The sequence below is a fragment of the Fluviicola sp. genome (assembly GCF_039596355.1).
GTDB lineage: Bacteria > Bacteroidota > Bacteroidia > Flavobacteriales_D > Crocinitomicaceae > Fluviicola.
The window spans coordinates 1-26,236 of sequence record NZ_JBCNJW010000011.1 but is presented as its reverse complement, the minus strand read 5'-3'; the positions used below and the strand labels follow the sequence as shown (position 1 = coordinate 26,236).

Sequence of the window (26,236 nt, the reverse complement as noted above, 5' to 3'; positions counted from 1 at the left end):
CACTACTTTTGCTTCATGCAACTGTCTGAAAAAATGAAAGCCATTGACTGGTCCTCGTTGAAAACAATCCTGTTTGTTGGGTTGATCGTTCGTCTAATCGCCGCTATTTTTTCAGAAGGCTATGCCATGCATGACGACCATTTCCTGGTCATCGAAGCGGCAGGTTCCTGGGCTGATGGATTTGATTATAACCACTGGCTTCCGTGGAACAAACCTGCCGGAGCAGCTCCTGAAGGACACAGTTTCACCTACGTGGGGCTGAATTATCTTTTCTTCGCTTCGTTGAAAGCTATCGGGATTTCCGATCCGAAGACTCTGATGCTCATCAACCGGTTGGTTCACGCTTTGTTTTCCCTGCTGGTAATCCGTTTCGGATATTTGATCACCGAAAAATTATCGAATAAAAAAACGGCCGTTTATGTGGGGTGGGTACTTGCATTGCTGTGGGCTTTGCCATTCCTTTCTGTCCGGAACCTGGTCGAAGTGGTGAGCATTCCGTTCCTGATGTGGGCTGTTTGGTTAAGCTTGCAGGAAAACCGTAAATGGGCCTTGTTCTACAGCGGATTATTAATCGGTGTGGCGATTTCATTCCGTTACCAGATTGCAATCTACGCAGTAGGTTTGGGAATTTACTACCTCTTCAAACTGGAATGGCGGAAACTGATCCTGATGACCGCCGGATCACTCTGTATGTTTTTACTGACCCAAGGATTGGTTGATTACTTTATCTGGGGATATCCCTTTGCTGAATTCAAGGGGTATGTGGTGTACAACATGAATGAAGGAACGCGCTACATGATGAATCAAAACTACTTCATGTACTTTTACGTGTTGTTCGGATTCCTACTGTTCCCGCTTGGAATTCTGGCATTGATTGCTTATTTCAAATCTGCCGGAAAGTACCTGTTATTGTTCGTACCGACCTTCGCATTTTTATTGTTCCATACCATTTTCCCGAACAGACAGGAACGCTTTATCCTGACGATTTTTCCACTGGTTTTGATCCTTGTTTTCCTGGGAATCGAACAACTAAGAAAACGCCGTTTCTGGGATAAATTCTGGAAAGTCTCGTGGATTTCATTTTGGATTCTGAACACGCCTTTGTTATGTGTGGTGACAATTATGTCGTCCAAACAGTCGCGGGTGAATACCATGTATGCATTGCATGGAAAAGCGAAAGGAGACGAACACATTTTGATCGAAGCAACCGGCGAAACCAATCCGGAAATGATGCCTTATTTCTATTCCGGGAAATGGAATTATACATTTCTTGAAAGATGGAGTACCGACACCATCAATCCGGCTTCATTTTACACCATCCAACCCCAGGATTACATTTTCTTCTTCGGTGAAAAATCCCTGGAGCAGCGCATCGATACCTTTAAGGTAATTTACCCGAAAATGCACCTGGAGGCACAGATTCAGCCAAGTTTTGTCGATAAATTCCTGAACAGTGTCAACCCGAGAAACTCGAATTCATACGTAGAAATCTGGAAAACCGAAGCAACAAAGAAAGCGGAATAATCAGCTATTACAAGTGCTTTGGATATTTAGTTCAAAAGATTTCAAAATTTCAAACGGTTCAAATTGAATCATTTAAACTTTTCAATTATATACTGAGCGAAGTCGAAGTATCAATTCTCTATTTTTAATTTTCAATTGATTTGTTAATTATAAATCCGGAGCGTATTACTTCCGCCCCACAGCGTTTGATATTTTCGCAATCCCCAGCTGGAATTCGCGATAGGAGATCCGTCATACATAGAAAAGCGTGCATTGGAACACGGATCGTATAACTCCAGGAAATTGGTCGAATCGGGAGTTAAACCGGTTGCACATACATTGTCCGGATCTTCCGGAGACATGCGTTCCCAGGCAACAAACACATCTGTTGATTGACGGTAAACAAGAATGCCCTTGATTCCTCCGGCAACATACGCCCAGCCGCCAACACTGTTCAAATCCTGGTATGTCGGAAGGGTCATGTCAATCGTAATATCGAAAGCAATACTCGGAACCGGGTGCGTTCTGTTTTTTTTACAGGAAACGCCAGCAAGCACCAAAATCAATAAAAAGATTCGTATTTTCACTATAACTTTTATTGGAATGATAAAATTATGAAGTTAAGAACGATTTTACAACTGTTTCTATTGTGCGGACTGTTTATTTTCGGAGGAGCATCAGTTTCATCCTCTTACGCCCAGGACGGATCTGTTGCCAAAGCGGAGAAGACCATTGCGAAACGCCGGAAAAAAGAAGCCAAGGTTGCTAAAAAGGAAGCGAAAGCCGCTAAAAAAGCATTTTGGGCACGCCAGTCCAAAGAAGCACGTAAAAGTGTGAAACGCAACCAGAAACGTCAGAAAAAAGCCATGCGCGATTCGAAAGGATATTAAACGCTTCAAGCTTTATTCATAATCGAATTTATTAAACGTATAGACACATTCCGATAGCTATCGGAATAATAAAATTGTTTCATGACTTTGTGTCCTTTGCTTCTTTGCGTTTATAGCATGGATCAATCTCATATTGAAACGCAAAGTGGCCAAGAACGTAAAGAGTTTCCTGATTCTCTAACTACCCAGACCAATCAGAACAGTTTTGTAGCTTTTCAATGAGTTGAATGTTGAGCGAATTGCGATGAGACTGCGAAATCGTTCGACTGAGCTCACGAGGGAGTTTACAAGAGTATTAAACAAAAAACGCCCCTGCATTCACAGAGGCGTTTTCCTGGTTATTGGTCGTCTATTTGTGATCGTACTCGTGCCCTAGTGCAACCACATCAACTTCTTTGAGCAAAGCTCTGGCTTTTTTATTGGAAATTTCACGTTTGAAAATATCGAAGATCAGGTACACACACGGAACGATGATCAGCGTAAGCAACATCGAACTGGTCAAACCACCGATCAATACCCAGGCCAAACCTGCCTTCCATTCAGCTCCCGCTCCGTGGGCAAATGCAATCGGAAGCATCCCGAATACCATTGCGAGAGTCGTCATCAGGATCGGACGTAAACGTGCCTGACCTGCAATAATCAACGCCTCAATGGTGTTGTGTCCGTCTGCTTTCTTCTGGTTCGTAAAGTCGACGATCAAAATTGCGTTCTTGGCCACCAACCCGATCAGCATGATCATACCCAGCATGGAGAAGATACTGATAGGTTCCATCGCCAGTGCAAGAGCAAGGAGTGCCCCGATAATCGCCAGCGGAATGGAGAACAAGACCACGAACGGATACACATACGAATCGTACAACGCCACCATGATGAGATACACGAACAGGATTGAAGCTAAGATCGCCAGCAACAGGTTTCCGAATGCTTCGGCCATGTTTTTCGCGTCTCCTTCAAAGCTGTAAACCGTATTCCCTGGGAGCGGACTTTTTTCAATCAGCTGCGCAAACTCGTCGGTTACCTGCTGACTGGATGTTCCCAGCACCTGCGATGTCACCGTAATGGAAGGAATCCGGTTTTTGCGTTCCAGTTTTGACGGTCCGCTCGACTTCCCGATTTTCGCAAACTGGCTCAGTTTGATTTGTTCCCCTTTGTCGTTGATGAAATATACTTCTTTCACATCATTGGTGCTTTTGCGGTCGAAATCATCGTAGTTCACCAAAATGTCGTAATCTTTTCCGCCTTCGGTGTATTTCGAGTTATCATCTCCGTTGAACGACATCTGAAGCGTGGAACCAACGGTATTCATGTTCAGTCCAAGTTCTGCCATTTTATCGCGGTCAATGTTCACCGTAATTTCCGGGTTTCCGGTTTCCACAGATACTTTTACTTCCGCCGTACCTTTGATGGATTTCAGTGTCTCCATCACTTGGGTAGCAGCTACGTAATTCGAATCCATGTCATTTCCGGTTACTGCGATCTGGATCGGAGCGTCATCGGCTCCCCCCATGATTCCCACTGCCGTAGAGTTCACCTTGACATCCGGGAGCATGTGTTCGATATCCTGTTTCATCAGTTGGGCAATGATGGCAGCAGATTTATCGCGTTTCTCCTTGTCGATGATTTTCACCGTCAGCTGTGCCTTGTTGTTAGCATTGCTGGAAGAACCCATGTTTCCACTTGCCGTTCCCACACTGGTGAACACATTCACCACCTGCGGATTGTTGAACAGGTAATCTTCTACGCGCTGAACCGTTGCGTTGGTCTGCTGGATAGTCGCATCTTGCGGTAATTCCAGTGAAATAACGAACTCTCCGCGGTCTCCCTGGCTCACAAATTCCCCACCGATGTATGGCCCGAGAAGCATTGGGATCAGCACGATTCCGATTGCCGCAGCAGGAATAATGTAACGTTTTCTGCGTAATGCAACTGTCAGGATGTGACCGTACCAGGTGGTGATGTTTTTCAGTACGCGCTCAAAAATGATCACGATACGTCCGCCCAATGTTTTCTTGGTCAGCTTGGTCTCTTTCGCAAAGCGGGATGCCAAAAGCGGTGTCAATGTAAACGATACGAACAAAGACATCAAGGTTGAGATCACAATCACGAGTGAGAATTGTGAAAGCAAGTTGGAGATCAAACCACCGACCATGGTCAGTGGAAGGAACACCACCACGTCGACCAGGGTAATCCCCATCGCTGTGAATCCGATTTCATTTCGTCCTTCCAATGCGGCTTTCCGACGCTCTTTCCCCATTTCGAGGTGACGGTAAATGTTTTCCAGTACCACAATCGAGTCATCGACCAGGATTCCTACTACGAGTGAGATCGCCAGTAAAGTCATGAGGTTCATCGTGAACCCGAGCAGGTACATCGCGATGAAAACAGAAATCAATGACGCCGGAATGGAAATCATGATGATGAATGCATTTCGCACGCTGTGGAGAAAGAGCAACATCACCAGTGCAACAATGAAGATTGCCAGTCCAAGGTCGGTCACAACGGCATCCGCTGCTGCAATGGTAAAGTCAGATGAGTCAGACGCAATCTCGAATTTCAAACCCTGTTTTTTGTATTGCTGTTCCAGTTTTTTGAATTCTTCTTTGACATTCTTACTGATTTTAACCGCATTCGCATCGGTTTGTTTCATGATCTGAAGTCCCAGGGAGTTCGTTCCGTTGATGCGGTTATACGTTTTGATCTCTTTGGACCCGTCGGTCACACTTGCCACTTCGTTCAATCTCACCGGTGAACCGGTTTTCGGGTCGTTCAGGATCACAAGGTTGTTCAGTTCGTTCAGGTCTTTGTATTTTCCGCGCAAACGAACCAGTGCCTGGCTGTCGTCACCTTTCACTTTACCGGTAGGTAATTCCAGGTTGGCGTTTCGGATTGCATTGGTGATCTGGAGAATCGAAATTCCGTAGTTCTCACATGCTTCGCGGTTCACCTGCACTTTGATCTCACGTTCTTCACCACCGACCATTGTGATCTGTGCCATCCCTTCCATCTTTGCGAGGGAAGGAGAGATATCGTCTTTGACCAGGGAATACAGTTCTGTCGGAGGCATATCCGCCGTTACACCGACACTCATGATCGGAGCTTCATCGAAGGAGAATTTTCCCAGTGAAGGTGAAAGCACTTCTTCCGGAAGCGTTGAAAGAATTGCATTGATTTTTCGCTGTGCTTCCTGCAGGGCTTTGTCCGGATCGGCATCGTTTTTCAGCATCAATACCACGGAAGAAACACCTTCCATAGACGTTGATTGAATGTCGTCCAGGTTTTCAACACCCGAAAGCGCATCCTCTATTTTTTTAGTCACCGAGTTCTCAACCTCCGAAGGAGACGCTCCCGGATAGGTTGTCGTAACCGTAACCACGGGAATGGAGAATTTCGGCATCAGCTCGTAATTCAACTTGGAATAGCTGAGGATTCCGAGGAAACCCAGGACCGAGAAGATCACAACGATCAACGACGGTCTCTTTATGGCTAATTCTGTAATAGACATATTTCTAATTTTTTGAGTGAACAGGGAATAGTCATTCGTGAACAGGTGCGTTTATTCAAACGTCACAGATCTCTTCACTTGCGCTATTGCCTATTGACTTATTGTTACTATTGCCTTATTTGATGATCTTCACTTTGGATCCGTTGTCGATATTCAACTGACCTGTTTTCACCACCTTCATTCCTTGTTTCAAACCGGACACAATTTCGAGTTTGTCGTCATCTACCGCACCGATTTCAATTTTCGTCAGTTTCGCCTTTCCGTCTTCGATTACGAATACTTTCGAACTTTTGATGCTTCCTACCAAACATTTCAATGGAATGGTCAGGGCTTCTTTTGTTCCACCGAATGTAAACTTCACTTTACCGGTCATTCCGGATTTCAACGGCGTTTTTGCCGGGTTGGTGAAACGGATTTCCGTATCGAATTTTTTAGAACCGTCAGCCTGTGGTGAAACAGAAACCACTTTTCCGGGAATCGTGATGCTGGCATACAAATCCGGAACGATGTTGACACTTTGTCCTGCCTGAACGCGAACAACCTGTGCATCCAGCAATTTCACACTCATTTTCAATGATTTGATGTCTACGATATCTGCGATTGCGGTTCCCGGAGCCAGGTAGCTTCCTTTCTCAATGGAAACATTCGATACCACACCGGAAATAGGAGAAACAATGGTTGTCAGTTTGAGGTCGTGTTGCAGGGTCTTCACTTTCGCATCGGCAGTATTCATGGTCATGCGCATTTCTTCTACCTGCTGTTTGTTTACCGCACCGCTCGTTACCATGCGTTCGTATTTTTCCAAATCCGATTTTGCTTTGTCCAGCGTCGTTTTTGCCAATGCCAGGTCAATACGGATCTGATCATTGTCGAGCGTTGCGATCACGGTTCCCTCTTTTACGTAGTCACCGTTTTCGATATTCAATGCTCTTACGCGACCGGAAGTTTCAGAGACAAAACTCAACTGGTGATCCGGGATAAAGTTTCCGTTCAATTCGAAATCCTGGGAAATGGTTTCCATGGTCGGTTCTGCAACAGTCACAGGGAAAATGGTCATTTTCTGGTCCGTGATAGCGGCATTGGCATCCATTTTCTCTTTGTTGCTACTCAATTTGCTTACGACAATCAAGAGAATGGCGATTCCGATCAGGACGGGTAAAATGATGCGTCTGAATACGCTCTTCTTCTTTTTTTGTTCTTGATTTTCCATGTTTTTATGATTTATGGCTTCAAATGTTCAACTGGAAGGTTTATCCCTTTTGAACGATTGCCTCCTTTTAGTTTAATGTTCTGATATTTCCTGTTGATTTAATAAGGTCTAATTCGCCCAGTTTCACTTGTACCAATGCTTTCAGGTAATTGGTCTGGGCATCCCGCAACGACATTTCTGCGTTGACAATGTCGGTCATGGTTGCAATGCCGCCTACAAACTGCGCTTGTGTTACGGTATACACTTTTTGCGCCAGTTCGATGTTGCGTTTCTGGCTTGCCAATGCCGCCTGGTTTGTTTTCAGGGCATTGTTTGCGTTGGTGCGTTGCATTTTCAGGTTTTCGGTCAGGTATTGCTCTTCCAGGATGGATTGTTCCATCTGGATTTTGGTTTGTTTCACCCGTGAATTTTTAGCCAGGCCGTCGAAAATCGGGATGTTTAGGTTTAATCCCACATAGGTATTCGGAAACCACCGTGCATCTTTCTGAAACATACGCAGCGTATTCTGCTGGTTTTGAATTGAAGAGTGGAAGTTCAGTGAAATCGAAGGGATATAGCCCGCTTTGATTTGTTGCAGTGTCATGGCGTACACATCGCGTTGTGCCTGAATTAGTTCCACTTCGGTTGTGTTCAGTGTGGCGGTGTTGATCATGGAAGCAGATTCCTGGGTGATGTCGATAGCCGGCACTTCGATGCTTGCATCCAGCGGCATTCCCATGTAGTACTTCAGCAGGATCAATTGCTTTTCATAATTGGTGGTGCTGGTTGCCAGTTCCGTTTGAAGATTCGTCAGGTTCACCATCAATTTGTCGATGTCGAGTTGTTTTGCCGCGTCATTATCAAACTGGATTTGCGTAATCTTTAACAGGGAATCTACCTGTATTAAGTTTGATTCGACCAGTTGTTTCTGCGTATAGGAAACCTGTGCACTGTAATATGCACTCGCAATGTCGTAAATCAATTGTTCTTCCGTTTTCCGGGTGTTGATTTCCGAAACTTTGGTGTTTTGTTTCGACAATTTCATGGCATTGATCACCGATTGGTCGTAAATGATCTGCTTGGCATCCACTCCGGCACTGGTGTTGTATTTCGTACCGAACTGAACCGGCACCTGTGTTCCGGGCTGTCCGATCAACTCACCTGGAAGGATCGATGTCTGCAATTTGAGGTTGTCCTGAACCGATATCGCACCGTTTACCTGTGGTAAATATTCTGCACGTGTTTCATTGCGTTTCTCGCTCATGCGGTCGATCTCCAATTTGGATTTCATCACGCTGGCATTGTTTGTCAATCCGTATTGCACGCATTGCTGCAGCGACATCGGTCCGGATTGCGCCCTGGCAAAACTCATACTTCCCGCCAGGAAGGTGAGCAGCATCAGTAAGCTCAGGCGATAGTTCTGTGTTTTCTCCTTCATACTAGTTCTTTTACTGTTTTTTTTCGTTGTTTCGTTGAAGCCATTCCTGGTAAAGTCTCGGGAATTCGACGCTCAGGTATTCGATAAATTCAATAAATTCAGCCATCTGTCTATTGAATTCGGGTGTTTCGGAGGTGCGCTGAGCCAATGCTTCTTTCATAATTTTGATTACCTCGAAGAACTTCTGGAAGTTTTCCGTAAAGCTTTGCTGCCATTGCACAATGTTGCTCGCAAAGTAGCGCTTGCGGTCTCCTGGTTTGGTGCGGTAAATCACGTGCTTTGTCAGCATCAGCATATTCAAAGCCGAACTGGTTGTACTTTTACTAATTCCGAGCAGTTCGCGAATCTGGTCGAATGTTAGTTCCGGTTCATCACAAACAATGAGCAGAGACATGATGCGACCTTCCATTGGCTGAATTCCATGTTGCTCATAAAAAACACCCATCCGTTCGATGAGCTCTTTTTGGTCCTGAGTCAATTGAATGTTTGTCATACTTCATTTGTTAAATCCGGCGACGGATCACCGGAGTTTTTGTCTCTGCAAAATTAGTCAGTTCTTTTAGTTCTGAAAATACCGAACCAAAAGAACTGTAATTTTTGACACTTGTTTGCGAATCAAAAGTAGGTCGGTGATCCGGGATGGAAAACTGAAAATCGGTGAGTGGTGGGGAAGGATCGGTACACGGATTGAAATGAGGGGGTTTCGGAGAGAAATAGATTTTGAGAAAAAGAGGTCTTTGAAAGACGAATCCCGCACGTGCGGGATTTGCCCTGCAGGAATCAGCCTTTCAGAAGCTTTCGATTGAAGAATGGCTGTTAAAAAAATCTAAAATCCTGTTTGCTGCGTATGTAGCTTACCTCAGGTTTTATTTGGAGGCAATAAACTATTTACTAATTAATTATGAAAAGGATGAAAAAAATCTTATTCTCGTTTATCTTAGCCGGAAGCATGGCTTCGCTAAGCTACGGTTCGAGTCACAGAGAAGCACCTTTGATTGCAAATGACCCATTGGCCGACAACACCGATGTGTATGCATTCAAAAGCCCTGACGATCCGAATTCGATTACGATCATTGCCAATTACATTCCGACGGAATTTCGCAATGGCGGGCCCAACTACTACAGTTTCGGAGAGAACATCCGGTATGAAATTCATGTAGACAATGATGCATCAACTCCCGGAGACGATATCACCTATCGTTTCACATTCACGCGGGTGAACCAGGATCCGACTACTTTCTTCAACATCCGTTTGGGGCAGCAAAATGCAAAAACGACCTACATGATTGAAAAAAGTACGGATGGAGGGGCAACATTCACCACGTTTATGTCCGGATTGGCAGTACCGCCGCCGAACATCGGTGACCGGTCCATTAATGGTCCTGTAGGTTTGGGCGCAGCATCTTATGAAGATCTCATTGCGAATGCCATCTACACCACGCCGGAAGGAGGCCAGGTGTTTTGCGGTCCTTCGGATGATCCGTTCTTTGTTGATTTAGGAGGGATTTTTGACCTGGGAGATGCGCCGCGTCAGAACAACGGAGGAGTTGTCCGGGATGGTTTGGCGAAATTCAACACCCATTCCATTGTCTTGAAAATTCCGGTATCTGTTCTGCAAAAAGATGGTTTGGGAGTTTCTGCTGCAGCAAACATCCTGGATCCGAATTTCGTAATCGGTGTCTGGGCTTCTGCAAGTCGTCAAACAACGCGTACACTGACAGCCGGTTCACAAGGTTACAGCGGAAACTGGGTGCAAGTATCCCGCCTGGGAATGCCTTTGACAAACGAGGCTGTCATTCCTGTTGGGAAAAAAGACTTCTGGAATTCATTGACTCCTTACCAGGAATTGGCAGAAACAACCCTGGATGAGTACTTCTACAATCCGGAGCTGGCTTTGTACATGGACGACAGTTTGTTCGGAGGTGCAGTTCCAGCTTTTGCAGGTTTGCGTATTCAGCGTAATTCCCTGCAGGGATTTGACTTTGGAAACGGACACGACGGTTTATGGCCTTTGAAAGGTTCGGCAGCTGTTGCCGGAACAGCATTGGACGATGCCGTTTTCGGAACCTTGCTGCTTCCTGCGGCAGGCAAACCGCGTTCGGTTGATTTATGGCCGATCTTTCATACGGGAGTACCAAATATGAGACCTTACCAGCTGGCAACGGGAAAAAATGGAAACCCGTTGGCTGCCGGAAAACCGTTCATTAGCAACTTCCTGCCTTCCGGTGGAGACATGCTGCGCTTGAATATGGCTGTACCGGCGACTTCCAGAACCAGTTCCGCATTCAGTTCTTTGGGCTTGGTTCAGGCTGCAGTTTTGGGATTAACCGATCCGGCATACAATACAACAACAGCCATTCAATTCATCCCGAATATGGACGGATTCCCGAACGGACGCCGTTTGGAAGATGATGTTACGCGGATTGAATTACAGGCGGTGAGCGGTGTGGTGTTGGCAGCAATCGGCTTGTGGTACGATGACTACGATGCTTCATCGGGAACACAATCGCCGGTAACCAACCTCCTGTTGAACGTCCTGAACTATTCCACCGGAGTAGAACACAATGACGCGGCATTTAAAACATCATTCCCTTATGTGGCTTCACCTTGGGTGGGGAAAGATTAAACCGGGGTTTCACATTAAAATTTGAAAAGATGAAAAATTTAATTAAATATTTATTGGTGGTGCTTCCGTTCGGAACGGTCTTCGCTTCCAGTCACAGAGAGGCTCCGCTGATTGCAAACGATCCGCTTGCGGATAACACGGATTTATATGCTTTCAAAAGTCCGAACGATCCGAATTCCATTACGATTATTGCGAATTATGTTCCCTTGCAAGTACCGCACGGAGGGCCGAATTACTACAGTTTCGGTGAAAATATCCGTTACGAGATCCACATTGAAAATGATGGAACTGCCGGTGATGACATCACGTACAGGTTTACGTTTTCACAAACAAATGAAGATCCGACGACTTTCTTTGATATCCGTTTGGGAGCAGAAAACCATAAGACAACCTACCTGATGGAGCGGAGTATCAATGGCGGCCCGTTTGTGACGGTGATCAACGGTGGGGTAGTTCCTCCGCCGAATATCGGTCCGCGTTCCATTGAAAACAGCGTAGTTGGTTTGGGTGATACGTATCAAAACCTGATGAACGATGCCATTGAAACAACGGCGATGAATGAAAAAGTGTTCTGTGGTCCTGTCGACGATCCGTTCTTCGTGGATCTGGGAGGAATCTTTGATTTGGGAGATGCACCGCGTCAAAACGGCGGAACGCCTCAGGATGGACTTCAATGTTTGAATGTTAGTACGATCGCAATCCAGGTTCCGGTTTCGGTATTGCAGAAAAACGGGCAACCGGTTAGTGCAGCGGCAAATATCCTCGACGGTGATTACGTAATCGGTGTATGGGCATCGGCAAGCCGCCAGGAAACTCGTACACTGAATCCTTCAACGGGAGCGTTTGCAGAATCCGGAAACTGGATCCAGGTTTCGCGCCTGGGAATGCCGCTGACCAATGAAGCAGTGATTCCGGTTGGACAAAAAGATGAGTGGAATTCAAGAACTCCGTACAATGAAAACCCGGTGATGGAAGACAATTTCTGTAACCCGGAATTGGCGTTGTACATGGATGACGATTTGTTCGGAGGAGCAGTGCCTGCATTTGCACCTTTGAGAATTCAACGCAATAGCTTGCAGTCATTCGATTTCGGAAATACACACGATGGTTTGTGGCCTTTACGTGCTACGAATGCAGGAGCAGGAACAGCTTTGGATACCATGTTATTCGGGAATTACCTGCTTCGCCAGGGAAAACCGCGTTCCGTAGATTTATTGCCGATCTTTCACACCGGAGTTCCGAATTTGGCTCCGTATCAATTGGCAACCGGTAAAAACGGAAATCCACTGGCAGTCGGAAAACCATTCATCAACAATTTCCTGCCTACTTTTGGCGATATGCTGCGCTTGAATATGGCAGTTCCGGCAACACCGCGAAACGATCCGAACTTCAGCTCACTGGGCTTGGTTCAGGCGGCAGTTTTGGGTCTTACACAAGCACCATACAATACCACGGCAAACCTGGAGTTTATTCCGAATATGGATGGATTCCCGAACGGCCGCCGTTTGGAAGACGATGTCACACGGATCGAATTGCAGGCCGTTGGCGGAGTTGTTTTAGCTGCAATCGGATTGTGGTATGATGATTACACGGCAGGAGGCCCGAACCCGGTAACACCGGATTTACTAGGTGTGCTTACATACAGTACCGGAGTTGAATCGAATGATGTTGCTTTTTCGACTTCATTCCCATACGTTGCGGCTCCGCATCGCGGAACAGACAATTGTTTGGGCAAACCATACAATTATACGCAGCCAACGATCCTTCCTCCGTCAACAACGGCTGGCCTTGTTGAAAATGCGGTCAATCCGGATCAGTACAAAATCAAGGCATACCCGAATCCGTTTACGAATACGGTCAACTTTGAGTACAGTTTGACGTCAGATGCACAAGTTGAAATCTTGTTGTATACTATTTCCGGACAGCTGGTGGGAACGGTTTTGCCAAGTGTGAAACAAAATTCCGGCAAATACATGCAGGAATACACCACGGCACAGCTGACAAACGGCATTTACTATGCCCGGGTGAATATCATCGGTCCGAAAGGAAAAGCCTCTAAATTGATTAAGGTGGTGAAATCATAAATCAGTGGTGTGGTTTGAAAAGAGGAGGATTAGAAATAGTCCTCCTTTTTTGTGGACTGAGGTTCCTGGCTTATAAAAGGGAGTTGATATTTTTCAGTTTTTTTAACTTTTTCGACCTATTCAAAAACCGGATTTTCATTTGAAACGTATCTGATTCAGTTCTTGCTAACGAAATCAAATACTACGAGTTATGAAAACAAATAAATACCCTTTTTATGCCATTTCCATGGCGCTTTTACTGCTGACAATCACCGGGATTTCCTCTTGTGGTTCACCCGAAGTGGAGGACGAAACACCGGTAGTCGTAAAACAAGGCTTCCAGGTTCCACCATTGCTGGAGCGTGAAAAAGACTTGTCCTACGATGAATTCCTGAAGATCAAGGAAAAGTTCAACAAACTTTCCTTTGAGGCGGAAAACGAGAAGACGAAAATCGAGAGCTTGATCAAGCTTTCCGAAATTTACATCTACGAAGCCCGGGTAACGGGAGAACATCCCTATTATTACAATGCCGCATTACAGACCTTGAATGAGAGTTTGAAAGACACGCTGAAGATGACGGCAGACCAGCATTTCACAGCTTTGTTCTATAAATCTACCGTACAGTTGTCGCAACACCAGTTCAATGCCGCATTGGTTACCGGAAAACAGGCCTTGGCATTGAATGACAAAAATTCGGGGATTTACGGTGTGTTGGTAGATGCAAACGTAGAGATCGGAAATTACGAAGAAGCGGTTAAAAACTGCGACAAAATGATTTCCATCCGTCCGGATTTACGTTCCTACAGCCGGATTTCCTATTTGCGCGAAATCTATGGTGATATGAAAGGAAGTGTGAAATCCATGGAACAGGCAATCGAAGCCGGAGCTCCGTATTCGGAATACAAATGCTGGACGATTGTAACGATGGGGAAAATGCTGGAGAACCACAACCAGCTAGATTCTGCGATGGCTTATTACCAGTTTTCGGCAAAAGAACGGGCGAATTACCCGTTCGGTATTGCGGGAATGGCAAGCATCGAAGGAAAAAGAGGAAACTACAAAAAAGCAGACTCCTTGTATGTGATTGCTTTGAAGGCTGTGCCGGAAATCAGTTTCATCATGGATCAGGCTAAACTGTACCAAAAACAAGGGAAAAAAGCCGAAATGAAACGCTTGATACCACGTATTGAATCCATGTTCAAAGAAGACATTGAATCCGGGCATAATGTGAATATGGAATACGCATTCTTCCTGCTGGACTTCAAAAAAGACTACAAACGTGCATTGAGCCTCGGATTGAAAGAATATCAATTACGGCCGAATAACATCGACGTAAACCGCTTGCTGGCTTTTGCCTACTATGCCAATGGAGATCTGAAAAACGCTGAAAAACACGTTGGAATTGCCATGAAAACCAAAAAGCAGGATGCAGACTTGTATTGTATCGACGGGTTGATCAACCACAATCCGAAACAGATTAAGAAAGCATTTGCGATTGACCCTTACCAGGATCATTTGTTTGTGGATCGGGCAAAAGAGATGATTTCCTGATTCTTTTACCGTTAACTAACATTAAACCTTACACTATGAAAAACTCATACGCAATTGTTCTTGCTTCCAGGCAGGTGGTCTTTTTGGTTGGTATGCTTTTGTTCTCCGGCCAGGTTTTTTCTCATGGAATCAATGGAATCGTTATTGATCCCCAATCGCAGGGAATTCCGGGAGCAAAGGTTAATATACTGGGCAGGGTTAAATCGGCCGTAACCAATAACCTGGGCGAATTTGTGTTAACGGATGTGCATTTGGGTGATTCCCTTTCAATTGAATGTTTTGGGTATAAAAAACGGGTGTTTTTGATTGACAATGAAAGTTACTTTGATAAGAATGCACTGTTTCAATTGTTTGACAATACAACGGAGCTGAGCGAAGTCAAAGTGACGGGAAATAAAACACAGCTCACGCAGACAGCGAATATCAACCTGACTTTACAGCCCGTCCGTTCGGCACAGGAATTACTGACGCTGGTTCCCGGGTTGTTTGTGGCGCAGCACGCCGGCGGAGGAAAAGCAGAGCAGCTGTTTTTACGCGGATTTGACCTGGATCATGGAACAGATATTGCGCTTTCGCTGGATGGAATGCCGGTCAACATGGTTTCTCATGCACATGGTCAGGGGTATGCCGATTTCCATTTCGTGATTCCGGAAACGGTGGATAAAATTAACTTCGAGAAAGGCCCGTATGACGTGACAAAGGGAAATTTGGCCACAGCCGGATCCGTAGATTTTCAAACGCGGGAACAGCTGGCAAAAAGTTTCGTTTCCGGAGAATACGGTATGTTTCACCATAAAAGATTGACTGCCGGAATCAAAGTGCTCGAAAACCAAAAGAACAACGCCTATTTTGCAGCAGATTTTTTGCAGACAGATAATTATTTCGATTCACCGCAGGATTTCAAACGGATCAATTTCTACGGAAAGTATACCGGGATCGTTTCTCCGAATTTCAAGATCACCGTTTCTGCTTCCACTTTTCAAAGCAGCTGGAATGCATCCGGTCAGATTCCGGAAAGGGCAGTGGCCGATCACACCATTTCCCGCTTCGGAGCCATTGACAACACGGAAGGAGGAAATACTTCACGGACAAACGTTCAATTGGGAATTGTTCAGAAAATCAATGCTTCGTCTTCCCTGAAAAGTGATTTTTACATGTCTGCATACAGCTTTTCTCTCTTTTCGAACTTTACCTTTTTCCTGGAGGATTCCATTAACGGAGATCAGATCCACCAGTATGAAAACCGGAAAATCTATGGTGGGAAAACGGAATACAAAAAAGTGTTTACACTGAAAAAGGAACTAAATGTTAGTTTTTTCGGAGGAGCAGGTTTCCGTTACGATGACATTGATAACATTGGTTTGGCCAAAACGACCGGTCGTGTAGTTCTGAGAGATCAGGTTCAGTTGGGAAATATCAATGAATCCAATCTGTTTGCCTATGTTTCCGGGAAACTGGAAGTGAAGCGTTTTGTGATCAGTGCCGCTCTGCGTGCCGATAATGTGAATTTCTACTACAACAATTTGAAAGACAGTATTTATCAGCCGAAAAGCTTGTCTCAAACAGTACTTTTGCCCAAATTGTCGTTCCTGTACAATGCGGCAGACAATATCCAGCTCTACCTGAAATCCGGAATCGGTTATCATTCGAATGATGCGCGGGTATTGCTTTCCAATGATAATCTGAACAAAAAGGCATTGCCGCTGGCGCTGGGAACAGATTTGGGAACGACCTGGAAGATTACGAAAAACCTGTTGTTCAACGGGGCCTTGTGGTATTTGCTTTCGGAACAGGAATTTGTGTATGTGGGAGATGCCGGAGTGGTAGAGCCAAGTGGTCGTTCGCAGCGTTTGGGTTTTGATGCCGGGCTGACATTTCAACCGTACAAATGGTTGTTTTTGTATTCCAATGTGAATTACTCCCACGCGCGTTCGGTAGGAGAGCCGAAAGGACAGAATTACATTCCTTTAGCTCCGGTTTTCACTTCCGACGGAAAACTACAGCTGAACTTCAAAAAAGGAATTTTCGCTACGCTTTCATACCGGTATATGGGAGACCGGGCGGCAAATGAAGACCGAAGCGTGATTGCAAAAGGCTATTTTGTGAATGATTTCACGCTGGGATATCAGCGGAAATCGTTTGTCATCACGGGAATTGTCAATAACTTGTTCAATGTGGCATGGAATGAAACGCAGTTTTTAACCGAGTCGCGCTTGAAAGATGAAGCCCAGCCTGTTTCTGAAATTCATTTCACGCCAGGGACTCCGTTTGCGTGCAGGCTCCAGGTGAAGTTTATGTTTTGAATAGATTTCGGCACTAAATAAGATGGATAGATATGCATCTATTTGCTCAGCAGGAATAAGACTTTCAGAGCATTTTTTAGCTCAAAACCAGTACAAAAAAATCCGCCAACCGGCGGATTTCATTTATTGATGACCTGTAAACGCGATTACACAAACAACTTGTTTCTCCAGTCTTCTGCTTCCGCTTCCGAAAGCAGGTTGAGTTTTTTCAGGTAATGGGTCGTCTTTTCAAAAGCCAGCGGATATTCGATGCCTTTGTAGTTCCAGTCTGTTTCAGCCAGCCAGCGTTTCACCTGATCCAAACGCAGGTTGTAGCGCCAGGAAATAATTTCTGCCGAATCCGGGTGATTTTTAACCTCCAATGCTTTTTGGTTTACCACCTCACACATGGTTTTGAGTAAATCTCCATGTTTTTCAGCTATTTCAGAACGAACCGCTACCACGAAACAAGGCCATGGAGTTACCACATCACCCACATAGTCGCATTTTCCTTGTTCCACAAACGGGAACGTGGTATACTTCTCCCACAAAAATGCCTGCGCTTCGTTGTGTTCCAGTGCCCACAAACCACCGTACACATCACCGATCACGTTGAATTTCAAACCTTCCAAATTCCAGTCGTACTGATCTGCCATCACATAAGCCATCAGGTGCGATCCGGAGCCGTATCTGGAGATGGCGAAGGTCTGATTTTCGACATCTTCCGGTTTTTTAATTTCTCCCTGGTTTGGAACGTGGATTCCCCAGCTGAGCGGAGATACAACGTATACTTGCAGGATTTTAGCATCCAGTCCCTGAAGGATGGATTTGGTAATTCCTTCTGTCAGTAAAACGGCAATATCAATCGAACCTGTTTCCAGTCCGCGGATCATTTGTCCTGTTCCGCCGCTCATGTCTGACCAATGCAGGTTCAGCCCGATTTCCTGAAATTTTCCTTCTTCAATTGCCAGTCTCCACGGCAAATTGAAATGTTCCGGAACACCACCGATTTTTAAACCAATTTCGTTTGTCATTTCTTTGAAAATTGCATAGAATGTAACTTTCGGTACATCCCATCTTTGCGTAATAATTCTTCGTGCGAACCCATTTCACGGATTTCGCCTTTGTCTAAAACAATAATTTTGTCTGCAGCTTGTATAGTGGATAAACGGTGTGCGATAACAATCGAGGTTCTTCCTTTCGTCAATTGTTCCGTAGCACGCTGAATCAGGATTTCCGATTCGTTGTCTACGCTGGAAGTGGCCTCGTCGAGGATCAAAATGTGCGGATTGTACACATAGGCGCGGATGAATGCGAGCAGCTGTCTTTGACCGACAGATAGAACACCTCCGCGTTCTCCGACCTGGTAATCATAGCCATTCGGGAGTTTTTGGATGAAGCTGTCAGCTCCGACTGCCTTCGCTGCTGCGACTACTTCTTCGCGTGTAATGGCTTCGTTCCCGAGTGTAATGTTGTTGTGAATGGTATCGGAGAACAGGAACACATCCTGGAGAACGATCGCGATGTTCTTGCGCAAAGTGTCCATGTGAATCTGGCGCAGTTCAATTTCCCCGATATGAATGGTTCCCTTTTGATATTCGTAAAAACGGCTCAGCAGGTTCACGATCGAAGTCTTCCCGGCTCCGGTAGCTCCAACAAAAGCAACCGTTTCTTTGGGGTTGATCGTCAGGTTAATGTCTTTCAAAACCCATTCTTTTTCGCTGTCGCCGAGAGCTTGTTCATCGCTTTTATACGTGAAGTAGACATGCTCGAATTTCAGCGGCTGTTCGAAATCACACTGCGTAATGGTCCCGGATTCCTGTACGTGCTCATCGGTGTCCAATAATTCGAAGACCTTGTCGGCACGCACAATTCCGCGTTGCAGGATGTTGAATTTATCAGCCAGCATCCGGATCGGGCGGAAAAGCATCTGAATCCAAAGTGTGAAGCTGAATACTGTTCCGAAGAGGTTCACATTCGACGCATCTTGTCCGGAAATGGAAAACGCCGCCCAGACAATGAGCAATGACATCGACAGGGAACTCAGGAACTCAACAACCGGAAAAAAGATTGAAAACGCCCAAACAGCGTTGACATGTGCCTGGCGGTGAACCTTGTTTGCTTCCTGGAAAGCCGCAAATTCTACTTTCTCACGCCCGAAAATCTGTACGATATTCATCCCGGTGAGACGTTCCTGAACGAATGAATTCAAACGGTGGACAGCAGTTCCTTCCTGCTGGAAACTTTTGCGCATTGCCTTGGCAAATACGCGGGTCGCAAAAATCAGTACGGGAATCGGGATTAGTGCGATCAGGGAGAGCTCCCAGTTGGTGGTAAACATCAACACGAGTACTACGACCAGCATCAGTAAATCTCCCAGGATATCAATCAACCCGGAAGAAAATACTTCCGAAATCGCTTCAATATCCGAAACAACGCGCGTCACCAATCCTCCTACAGCTGAACGGTCGAAAAACTGAATCCGGAATGTGGAAAGGTGATTGAAAATCTTGATGCGGATATCGCGAATCACCGATTGTGCCATGAAATTTGAAAAGTAAGATGCCAGGAACTGAAGTAAAGCTTCGAAAAGCAGCATTCCGCCTACGATCAGGGTCCATTTCAAAAATAATTGCTGGCTGCGGGTGCTCTCGTCGACCACGTATTTCTGCACCATATTCCCAATAATCATTGGGCGGAGCGGGCCAATTACCGAGAGTAAAATCGTACACAAAAATGCCAGGATCAGAAGTCCTGAATAAGGCTTTGCAAATTTCAATAAACGTCTGAAAATCCTAAAATCAATTTTGCTTTGTCTGGCCATGTTACAAAATTACATCTAAGGATTGGTTTAGTCCTTATTTCTAAGTGCTAAAATTCATTAACAAAACGCATTTTTATTTTCGTTGTTTGCTTTTATTCGTTTTCTTTGTGAATAAGCAAAAGAGCCTTTTTTAGGGCCGGGAAATTACCTCCAATATTCAGAACTATGATTTATAACTTAGGTCAGTCCACCTCCATTTTTAACACCTTTTTGGGTGAGTTAAGAGATTGTACGATTCAAACGGATCCAATGCGTTTCAGACGCAACCTGGAACGGGTGGCTGAGGTCCTGGCTTATGAAGTAAGTAAACAACTGGATTATGAGACGGTTTTGGTTACCACTCCTTTGGGAGAAGCAGAAGTTTCGCGCCTGAAACAACAGCCTGTTCTGGCAACCATCCTGCGTGCCGGTTTGCCGATGCACCAGGGCTTACTGAATTATTTCGACCGGGCGGAAAGTGCTTTTGTTTCAGCATACCGGAAGCATACCACAGCAGAAGATTTCGATATTCATGTGGAATATCTTGCGGCTCCTTCTATCGATGGGAAAACATTGATTATTTCAGATCCGATGCTGGCAACGGGAAGTTCGATGGTGATGGTGTACAAAGCGCTGCTGAAGCAGGGGAAACCAGCCAAAGTGCACATCATTGCTGCAATCGCTGCGCCCGAGGCAATCGAATTTGTGAAGAAACACCTTCCGGATAATGCGTGTATCTGGGTAGGAGCAATTGATAAGGAGCTGACTGCTCAGTCATACATTGTTCCGGGATTGGGAGATGCAGGAGATTTGGCTTACGGTGTGAAATGTTAATGGTTTGAAATGATGCAATGGCAGTTTTATTTGACGCTTTTTGGTTTGTCGACAATCAAATTCATGTTTGCTCCATTTGCCGGGCCGAAGATGAAATTGAATTTTGTTGAAACCTATCTTTCCTGCGTCGCGGGAGCAATCGTTGCGGCACTTATTTTTTATTTTTTGAGTGAATATTTCATGATCCGGGCACGCAAAAAGCGTCTCGCAGCGTTACATAAATCCATTACCAACGGAACGCCGTTGAAAATGAAGAAAAGTTTTACGCGTTTCAATAAGTTAATCGTGAAGCTGAAACGCCGTTTTGGAATCTATGGGGTTGCATTTTATGCACCGTTGTTCTTATCAGTCCCGTTGGGATCGATCGTAACAGCTAAATTCTACGGAAAAGACAAACGCACCTTCCCGCTCATTATTTTGGGAATCTTTATAAACGGAGCAATCACAACCGGCCTGGCTTATATTTTAAAAGAATTATTTTAAATGAAAATTCGTCAGTTATTTTTTGATTTGGACAGAACCCTTTGGGATTTTGAAACCAACTCGCGTTTTGCGCTTCAGTATTTGTATGATGATTTAAAACTGGGAGACTCCATCGATCATTTCATGCATTTTCACCATACCTACCTCCGGATCAATGCAGACATGTGGAATCAGTACGGAAACGGAAAACTCACCAAGGAAGAACTGCGTGATAACCGGTTCAAGCAAACGCTCGAGTATCACGGAATTCACGATGATACGCTGGCTAAGAAAATGAGTGATGGGTACATCGAACTTTCGCCGCAGCAAACAGCCCTCTTTCCAGGCGCGGTCGACATGCTCAAAGAATTAAAAGAAGAAGATTACCGCCTGCATATTATCACGAACGGCTTTAAGGAAGTACAGCACATCAAGTTGTCAAAAAGCGGCATCAGTGAGTATTTCGACATGGTTTTGTGTTCGGAAGAAATCGGAGTGACCAAACCGCACCGGGAGATTTTCCAGGAAGCGCAGCGCATCACGGAGTGTAAAACAGAACACGCCATTATGATCGGTGACGATTTTAAGGCAGACATCATCGGAGCCTTGAATGCCGGCTGGACAGCAATCCATTTCGATCCGGAAGTGAAATTCAAAAAAGAACGCAATGTTCCGAGAATTCGCGCATTGATGGAAATTCCCGAAATGGTGAACCTGATGCCGGTGGTCGGTAATTAACCAAAAACAACAATCTATGCCTGCTCACCACTCCATCCAACTTCACACGATGATGCTTCTTCGGTTGAAGAAAGTCCGATTCCTGCTGGTTTGGGGCTGTTGTTTTCTTCCGTTGGTATCAGCTGCGCAAAAAGATGAAAAGAATGCGGCTGTTAAATTATTGGTAGATCAATTGAAATTTGTGACGGATGTACCCTATATCTGTCGCGATACTGTTTATGGGAAAAGTGTGGGGTGCGGAGATTCTCTTTTCTGGAAAATTGTGATGCAGAAAAGAGACGCTATTCCGTTCTTGATGGATAAGCTGGATGATACCACTCAAACAGTTGTCCCAGTGCCCAATTTTGGAGGAAATTATACCGTAGCAGATATTGCCTATGTAGCCATGCGGGAAATTATCGATAACATACCCACATTCTGGTTACTTGGATTGGGAGAGAATTCGTATGCATACGGAACCATGGAATATTGGGAGTATATTCGGGCAGATATCCGCCACCGTAGGAAATTTCAAAGGGAAATCCGGAAATGGGAAAAAACGCTCGGTGGAAGATGGATCGAAGACAAACGTGTTCTGACTTGTGATTGTGCTTTTCCACACCCGAGCGGCGGACATTACATCCGGGAATATACCTTGAGTAACTACAATGGTTGGGGTGTTCATGTGGAATATTCCTATTTGAAAGCACACAGCATTGGGTTCGGTATCAATCTGATTTCCGAATCCTTTCAACCGTTTATCGGGAAAAGAAAAATCAATTACACGGTCGACGGAACAATTACAGGTTTGTTTTTCAATCACACGTCCGCATTTGGACAGCGCATCGATGTGGGAGTTAATGTCCAGAAAACCTCCCCGGATTTTCACGTATTCGTTGAACACAACGACAGGAATGATTTCAGGATAGGTGGGAAGGTCGGTGTTTCCTTCGGGAATTTCATTTACCTGCATTACCGCTACAGTTATCCGCTCACCAGCTATGAGAATCCGTATATTTCACGGCATGGCGTGGTGCTGACAATCAAACTCAATATGACTCCGATTGGCAATGCATTTGGCATGTAAAATCCTGGAATATTTAGTGTAAGAGTATGACGCTCTGCCAGGAAGAATAGAGCGGTTCATGGAAAATGATTTCCGGTTTGAACACCGCCTCGGCTTTCGGGTTCGGATTTGGAGTAAGCGGAGCCTCAATATCGCCATCCAGGTAGTCGACATAATCATCACTTCTGTCATTCAAACGACCGATTCGTTCTCCCGGAATGGAGTCTTCCAGGTGGCATAATTGATAAATCGCGCGGATTTCCACAGTGTCTGAGATATTGGGGAAGCCAATCCACCCGTTTTCAAAAATGCCGTTGTCTTCCCACAGGCGGACACAGGCCGTATCAACGATTGCATAAGGGAAAACCAATGACTCGCCGGAATGAAGCATGAAAAAAGAGGGGTAATTCCGGTACCAGTATTTTTCCGGGCGTACAATCGGGTAAATGGTATTTTGATGCCGGATTTCGAATGTGATATTGTAATAGCCGTATGTGTTCCAATCTTCGTAGAAATACGTGGTCGAATCGGTGTCGTTGTGAATGATGACGTGGGCTTTCAACAAGCTGGAGCAGTTGTTGATACAGGCAAGTTCGCCCGTATGAGGAATGGAAAGCTCCAGGCTCAGTTGATTCCGCTGTTGTTGACCGAAAGAGAAAGGTGTAATCAATAGAACCAAAAGCCAGTCCATCGATTTTAAAAAGGTCGTGATTTCATAAGTCATGTTCTATATAAACCGAATCCATTAAAAAGTTACGGGATTTGTTTTCGGAGTGTAACGTTGAACCTGTTTTATGAGAAGGATTGGAAGATACACCTTCGCTATAAAAACGGAAAATGGGTTCTTTTCGGTACTTCCGGGTTTGATTATTTGCGCCCAAGGGGACATTGAACGGTTTGTTCATTTAAAGATTCTTTGATAAAGAATGGTCTTGATTGTGAGGTGTTTCGAAAGCCGGAGTTGACAGTCATTGTCTTTTCGTATCTTTGCACCCTCAAATAAACAGCAGATGTCTTTTTCTTCCTTCGGCTTATCGCCCTTTTTACTCCAGGCCTTAGCCGAAATGAATTACGAACGTCCGTATCCGATCCAGGAAATCGCGATTCCGGCCATTCTGACAGGGAAGGACGTTTTAGGGATTGCCCCGACGGGATCCGGGAAAACGGCGAGTTATGTATTGCCTGTTTTGACGCAGCTTTCCATGTCAAAAGGAGAAACCCGGAACCGGCACATTCAATCATTGATTTTGGTTCCTACGCGTGAGCTGGCAATCCAGGTGGAAGAGGTGTTCAAGACCTTTGCCCGCTCGTTCCCCAATCCGTTAAAAGTAAAAGCCGTTTACGGAGGAGTTTCCATTAATCCGCAAATGAAGGCAATGATGGGAGTTGCTGTTCTGATTGCCACTCCGGGGCGTTTGATTGAGCTGGCAGAATCCAATGCGGTTCATTTGAGCGCAGTAAAATCGGTGGTTCTGGATGAAGCGGATAAATTGCTGAATCTGGGATTCCAGGAAGAAATGCAGCGGATCATTGGCTGGCTGCCGGAAAAACGTCAGAATCTCCTGTTTTCTGCAACATTAAACGACAAAGTCTCGGAAGTAAAACAAATCTTGTTGCGCGATCCGCTGGTGTTGAAAATTGAAACGGAGGCAGATTCCGTTGAGTTGATTCAGCAAACAGCCTATCGCGTTTCCGATGCCCGGAAAGGGCCGTTATTGCGGTATTTGATTCGTTCCCGTAAAATGAAGCAGGTACTGGTTTTTACCAGTTCAACCTTTAAGGCGGACCAGGTGGTGGAAAAATTGCGGAAGAACAACATTGATGCGCAAGCCATCCACAGTAAAAAAAGCCAGGATGCGCGAAACAAAGTGTTGCGCAATTTCAAGGCCGGTCATTTGAAAGTGTTGGTTGCTACGGATTTGATTTCCCGCGGAATTGATATTGAGTTTTTACCGTTCGTTATCAATTACGAACTGCCGCGATCTCCAAAGGATTATGTTCACCGGATCGGAAGAACAGGAAGGGCTGAATCTACCGGAGAAGCCCTCACGTTTGTCACTCCGGAAGACGAACATCATTTTAAAATTATTCAAAAGAAAATGGGGAAACAGGTTCCGTTTGAAGAAACAGACGGATTGGATCTGAACGGATATTAATTCTTTTTTCTCCCGATAAACAACAATTCATGAAGCGTATTGCATCGTATAAAAAACTCTTTCAGGTAGAAGGAGAAATCACACTGGCTAACTTAAAAACGACTTACCGGAAATTGGTAAAAGAATGGCATCCGGATAAGTTCCAGGAAGATCATCCCTTGAAGGCGGAAGCAGAACAACGCAGTCTGGAGATCATTGATGCCTATCATTTTTTGGTGAGTATTGCTCCTGAAACACTGGAGCAGAACCAGGAAGCGTATTTGGAGACGATTCAGACTTCGATGATTGCAGATTTTCATTACAAAGGTCAAACGCTCAAAGTGACTTTTCTAAACGGGAATGTATTTGAGTATTTCGGTGTTCCGAATAATGTGTACAAGAAATTGACGCAATCGGCCACTCCCGAACGCTTTGCCCGCAGACACATTTTCCTGGCGCATACTTACCGTATGGCAAGTAAGGCTGGAGCTGAAGCCTAGACCTTACCGGGAAATTTCCGGTTTTGCTTTGGCGTGCGGTTTACTGTTTTCTTTCCCTGCGGAATGTAACCGGAAGGCTCATTTTGGAGTAACTCTGTTTTCCGTTTCTTCCGGCCGGGATGAATTGCATGATTTTGACTACGCGGATTACTTCCGCATCAGCCAGCGGACTCAATGATTTTTTAATCTGGATGTTTTGAGTTCTACCTGCGGTGTCGACAATAAATGAGACCCACACTTTTCCTTCTGCACTGTCGGAAGGATAAGTCACGTTGGTCGAGATAAAATCGCGTAACGCTTGCAGTCCGCCCGGATATTCGGGGTATTCGTCATCAATAATGACACCCACAATGGCATTTTCTTCCACCCGGATCGAGTCTTTTTCAGGTGTGTTTAAAGACGTTTTGAAGGGGGATTATGTACTTTAATCAGGTGGACTACAAAAAGCACTTGTATGATTCATAATTTCAGTTCCTGCTAGCAGGAACTCTTTATCTTTCCCGCAAATGCGCAAATATCTGATGCGCTTACCAGTCGCATCTTTACTCTGTAAACAATAACATTCAGCATTTATACTATTAGAAGCGAGTGCGGTAGCCGAGCTAAAAATTTGCGCATTTGCGGTAGAAATGAAGCGTGGGTTCATAGTGTGATGAATTCCCTAACTTTTTTGT

General features: G+C 45.1%; 21 protein-coding genes. 12 read left to right on the top strand and 9 right to left on the bottom strand.

Features of this window, described 5'->3' with window-relative positions; all coding sequences use genetic code 11:
* Window positions 1-15 precede the first annotated feature (15 nt).
* Window positions 16-1,524: a glycosyltransferase family 39 protein gene (locus tag ABDV94_RS16890; protein ID WP_343748394.1), complete on the top strand. Its 1,509-nt coding sequence runs from the start codon at window positions 16-18 to the stop codon at window positions 1,522-1,524.
* 143 nt (window positions 1,525-1,667) lie between these two features.
* On the opposite strand, the gene ABDV94_RS16885 is transcribed toward ABDV94_RS16890, so the two are convergent.
* Window positions 1,668-2,090: a hypothetical protein gene (locus ABDV94_RS16885; RefSeq protein ID WP_343748393.1), complete on the bottom strand. Its 423-nt coding sequence runs from the start codon at window positions 2,088-2,090 to the stop codon at window positions 1,668-1,670.
* Between the two features lie 27 nt (window positions 2,091-2,117).
* Between ABDV94_RS16885 and ABDV94_RS16880 the strand changes: the two genes are divergently transcribed.
* Window positions 2,118-2,393: a hypothetical protein gene (locus ABDV94_RS16880; RefSeq protein WP_343748392.1), complete on the top strand. Its 276-nt coding sequence runs from the start codon at window positions 2,118-2,120 to the stop codon at window positions 2,391-2,393.
* A gap of 349 nt (window positions 2,394-2,742) precedes the next feature.
* On the opposite strand, the gene ABDV94_RS16875 is transcribed toward ABDV94_RS16880, so the two are convergent.
* From ABDV94_RS16875 to ABDV94_RS16860, 4 genes are all read right to left on the bottom strand, one after another.
* A complete protein-coding gene (locus ABDV94_RS16875; protein ID WP_343748391.1) occupies window positions 2,743-5,895 on the bottom strand; it encodes an efflux RND transporter permease subunit in 3,153 nt (1,050 codons plus the stop codon).
* A gap of 115 nt (window positions 5,896-6,010) precedes the next feature.
* Window positions 6,011-7,105 (bottom strand): efflux RND transporter periplasmic adaptor subunit, encoded by a 1,095-nt coding sequence (locus ABDV94_RS16870; RefSeq protein WP_343748390.1) that lies wholly within the window; start codon window positions 7,103-7,105, stop codon window positions 6,011-6,013.
* Between the two features lie 67 nt (window positions 7,106-7,172).
* Window positions 7,173-8,522, bottom strand: a complete 1,350-nt coding sequence (locus tag ABDV94_RS16865) for a TolC family protein (RefSeq protein WP_343748389.1) — start codon at window positions 8,520-8,522, stop codon at window positions 7,173-7,175.
* Between the two features lie 10 nt (window positions 8,523-8,532).
* Window positions 8,533-9,015, bottom strand: coding sequence for a MarR family transcriptional regulator (locus ABDV94_RS16860; RefSeq protein ID WP_343748388.1), 483 nt, complete (start codon window positions 9,013-9,015; stop codon window positions 8,533-8,535).
* Window positions 9,016-9,432: 417 nt separating this feature from the next.
* On the opposite strand from ABDV94_RS16860, the gene ABDV94_RS16855 reads away from it, so the two are divergent.
* The 4 genes from ABDV94_RS16855 to ABDV94_RS16840 all read left to right on the top strand — a co-directional run bounded on the left by ABDV94_RS16855 (window position 9,433) and on the right by ABDV94_RS16840 (window position 17,066).
* The gene (locus tag ABDV94_RS16855) at window positions 9,433-11,148 is read left to right on the top strand and encodes a DUF4331 domain-containing protein (protein ID WP_343748387.1); all 1,716 of its coding nucleotides are present in this window, start codon (window positions 9,433-9,435) and stop codon (window positions 11,146-11,148) included.
* Window positions 11,149-11,177: 29 nt separating this feature from the next.
* On the top strand, window positions 11,178-13,232 hold the full coding sequence (locus tag ABDV94_RS16850) for a DUF4331 family protein (RefSeq protein ID WP_343748386.1): 2,055 nt from the start codon (window positions 11,178-11,180) through the stop codon (window positions 13,230-13,232).
* A gap of 190 nt (window positions 13,233-13,422) precedes the next feature.
* Window positions 13,423-14,763: a hypothetical protein gene (locus tag ABDV94_RS16845; protein WP_343748385.1), complete on the top strand. Its 1,341-nt coding sequence runs from the start codon at window positions 13,423-13,425 to the stop codon at window positions 14,761-14,763.
* A gap of 35 nt (window positions 14,764-14,798) precedes the next feature.
* On the top strand, window positions 14,799-17,066 hold the full coding sequence (locus tag ABDV94_RS16840) for a TonB-dependent receptor (RefSeq protein WP_343748384.1): 2,268 nt from the start codon (window positions 14,799-14,801) through the stop codon (window positions 17,064-17,066).
* A gap of 146 nt (window positions 17,067-17,212) precedes the next feature.
* Here the strand turns inward: ABDV94_RS16840 and ABDV94_RS16835 are convergent, their stop codons facing one another.
* The gene (locus ABDV94_RS16835) at window positions 17,213-18,079 is read right to left on the bottom strand and encodes a substrate-binding domain-containing protein (protein WP_343748383.1); all 867 of its coding nucleotides are present in this window, start codon (window positions 18,077-18,079) and stop codon (window positions 17,213-17,215) included.
* Window positions 18,076-19,869, bottom strand: coding sequence for an ABC transporter ATP-binding protein (locus tag ABDV94_RS16830; RefSeq protein WP_343748382.1), 1,794 nt, complete (start codon window positions 19,867-19,869; stop codon window positions 18,076-18,078). The genes ABDV94_RS16835 and ABDV94_RS16830 overlap by 4 nt, the downstream gene beginning before the upstream one ends.
* A gap of 165 nt (window positions 19,870-20,034) precedes the next feature.
* Here ABDV94_RS16830 and upp point away from each other — a divergent pair, with 165 nt between their 5' ends.
* Genes upp through ABDV94_RS16810 form a run of 4 tightly spaced genes read left to right on the top strand, consistent with a single transcriptional unit; the run spans window position 20,035 to window position 22,948 of the window.
* On the top strand, window positions 20,035-20,682 hold the full coding sequence (gene upp / locus ABDV94_RS16825) for a uracil phosphoribosyltransferase (protein WP_343748381.1): 648 nt from the start codon (window positions 20,035-20,037) through the stop codon (window positions 20,680-20,682).
* 9 nt (window positions 20,683-20,691) lie between these two features.
* The gene (locus ABDV94_RS16820) at window positions 20,692-21,165 is read left to right on the top strand and encodes a hypothetical protein (protein ID WP_343748380.1); all 474 of its coding nucleotides are present in this window, start codon (window positions 20,692-20,694) and stop codon (window positions 21,163-21,165) included.
* Window positions 21,166-21,882 (top strand): YjjG family noncanonical pyrimidine nucleotidase, encoded by a 717-nt coding sequence (locus ABDV94_RS16815; protein ID WP_343748379.1) that lies wholly within the window; start codon window positions 21,166-21,168, stop codon window positions 21,880-21,882.
* 16 nt (window positions 21,883-21,898) lie between these two features.
* On the top strand, window positions 21,899-22,948 hold the full coding sequence (locus ABDV94_RS16810; RefSeq protein ID WP_343748378.1) for a hypothetical protein: 1,050 nt from the start codon (window positions 21,899-21,901) through the stop codon (window positions 22,946-22,948).
* Window positions 22,949-22,961: 13 nt separating this feature from the next.
* On the opposite strand, the gene ABDV94_RS16805 is transcribed toward ABDV94_RS16810, so the two are convergent.
* Window positions 22,962-23,651: a hypothetical protein gene (locus ABDV94_RS16805; protein WP_343748377.1), complete on the bottom strand. Its 690-nt coding sequence runs from the start codon at window positions 23,649-23,651 to the stop codon at window positions 22,962-22,964.
* 286 nt (window positions 23,652-23,937) lie between these two features.
* Between ABDV94_RS16805 and ABDV94_RS16800 the strand changes: the two genes are divergently transcribed.
* Both ABDV94_RS16800 and ABDV94_RS16795 read left to right on the top strand, forming a co-directional pair.
* The gene (locus tag ABDV94_RS16800; protein WP_343748376.1) at window positions 23,938-25,083 is read left to right on the top strand and encodes a DEAD/DEAH box helicase; all 1,146 of its coding nucleotides are present in this window, start codon (window positions 23,938-23,940) and stop codon (window positions 25,081-25,083) included.
* A 29-nt stretch (window positions 25,084-25,112) separates the two neighbouring features.
* Window positions 25,113-25,562 carry a KTSC domain-containing protein gene (locus tag ABDV94_RS16795; protein WP_343748375.1) on the top strand — a complete coding sequence of 150 codons (450 nt, stop codon included), beginning with the start codon at window positions 25,113-25,115 and terminating at the stop codon, window positions 25,560-25,562.
* 40 nt (window positions 25,563-25,602) lie between these two features.
* Here the strand turns inward: ABDV94_RS16795 and ABDV94_RS16790 are convergent, their stop codons facing one another.
* Complete coding sequence (locus tag ABDV94_RS16790) at window positions 25,603-25,911, bottom strand: TonB family protein (protein WP_343748374.1); 309 nt, start codon at window positions 25,909-25,911, stop codon at window positions 25,603-25,605.
* Between the last annotated feature and the right edge of the window lie 325 nt (window positions 25,912-26,236).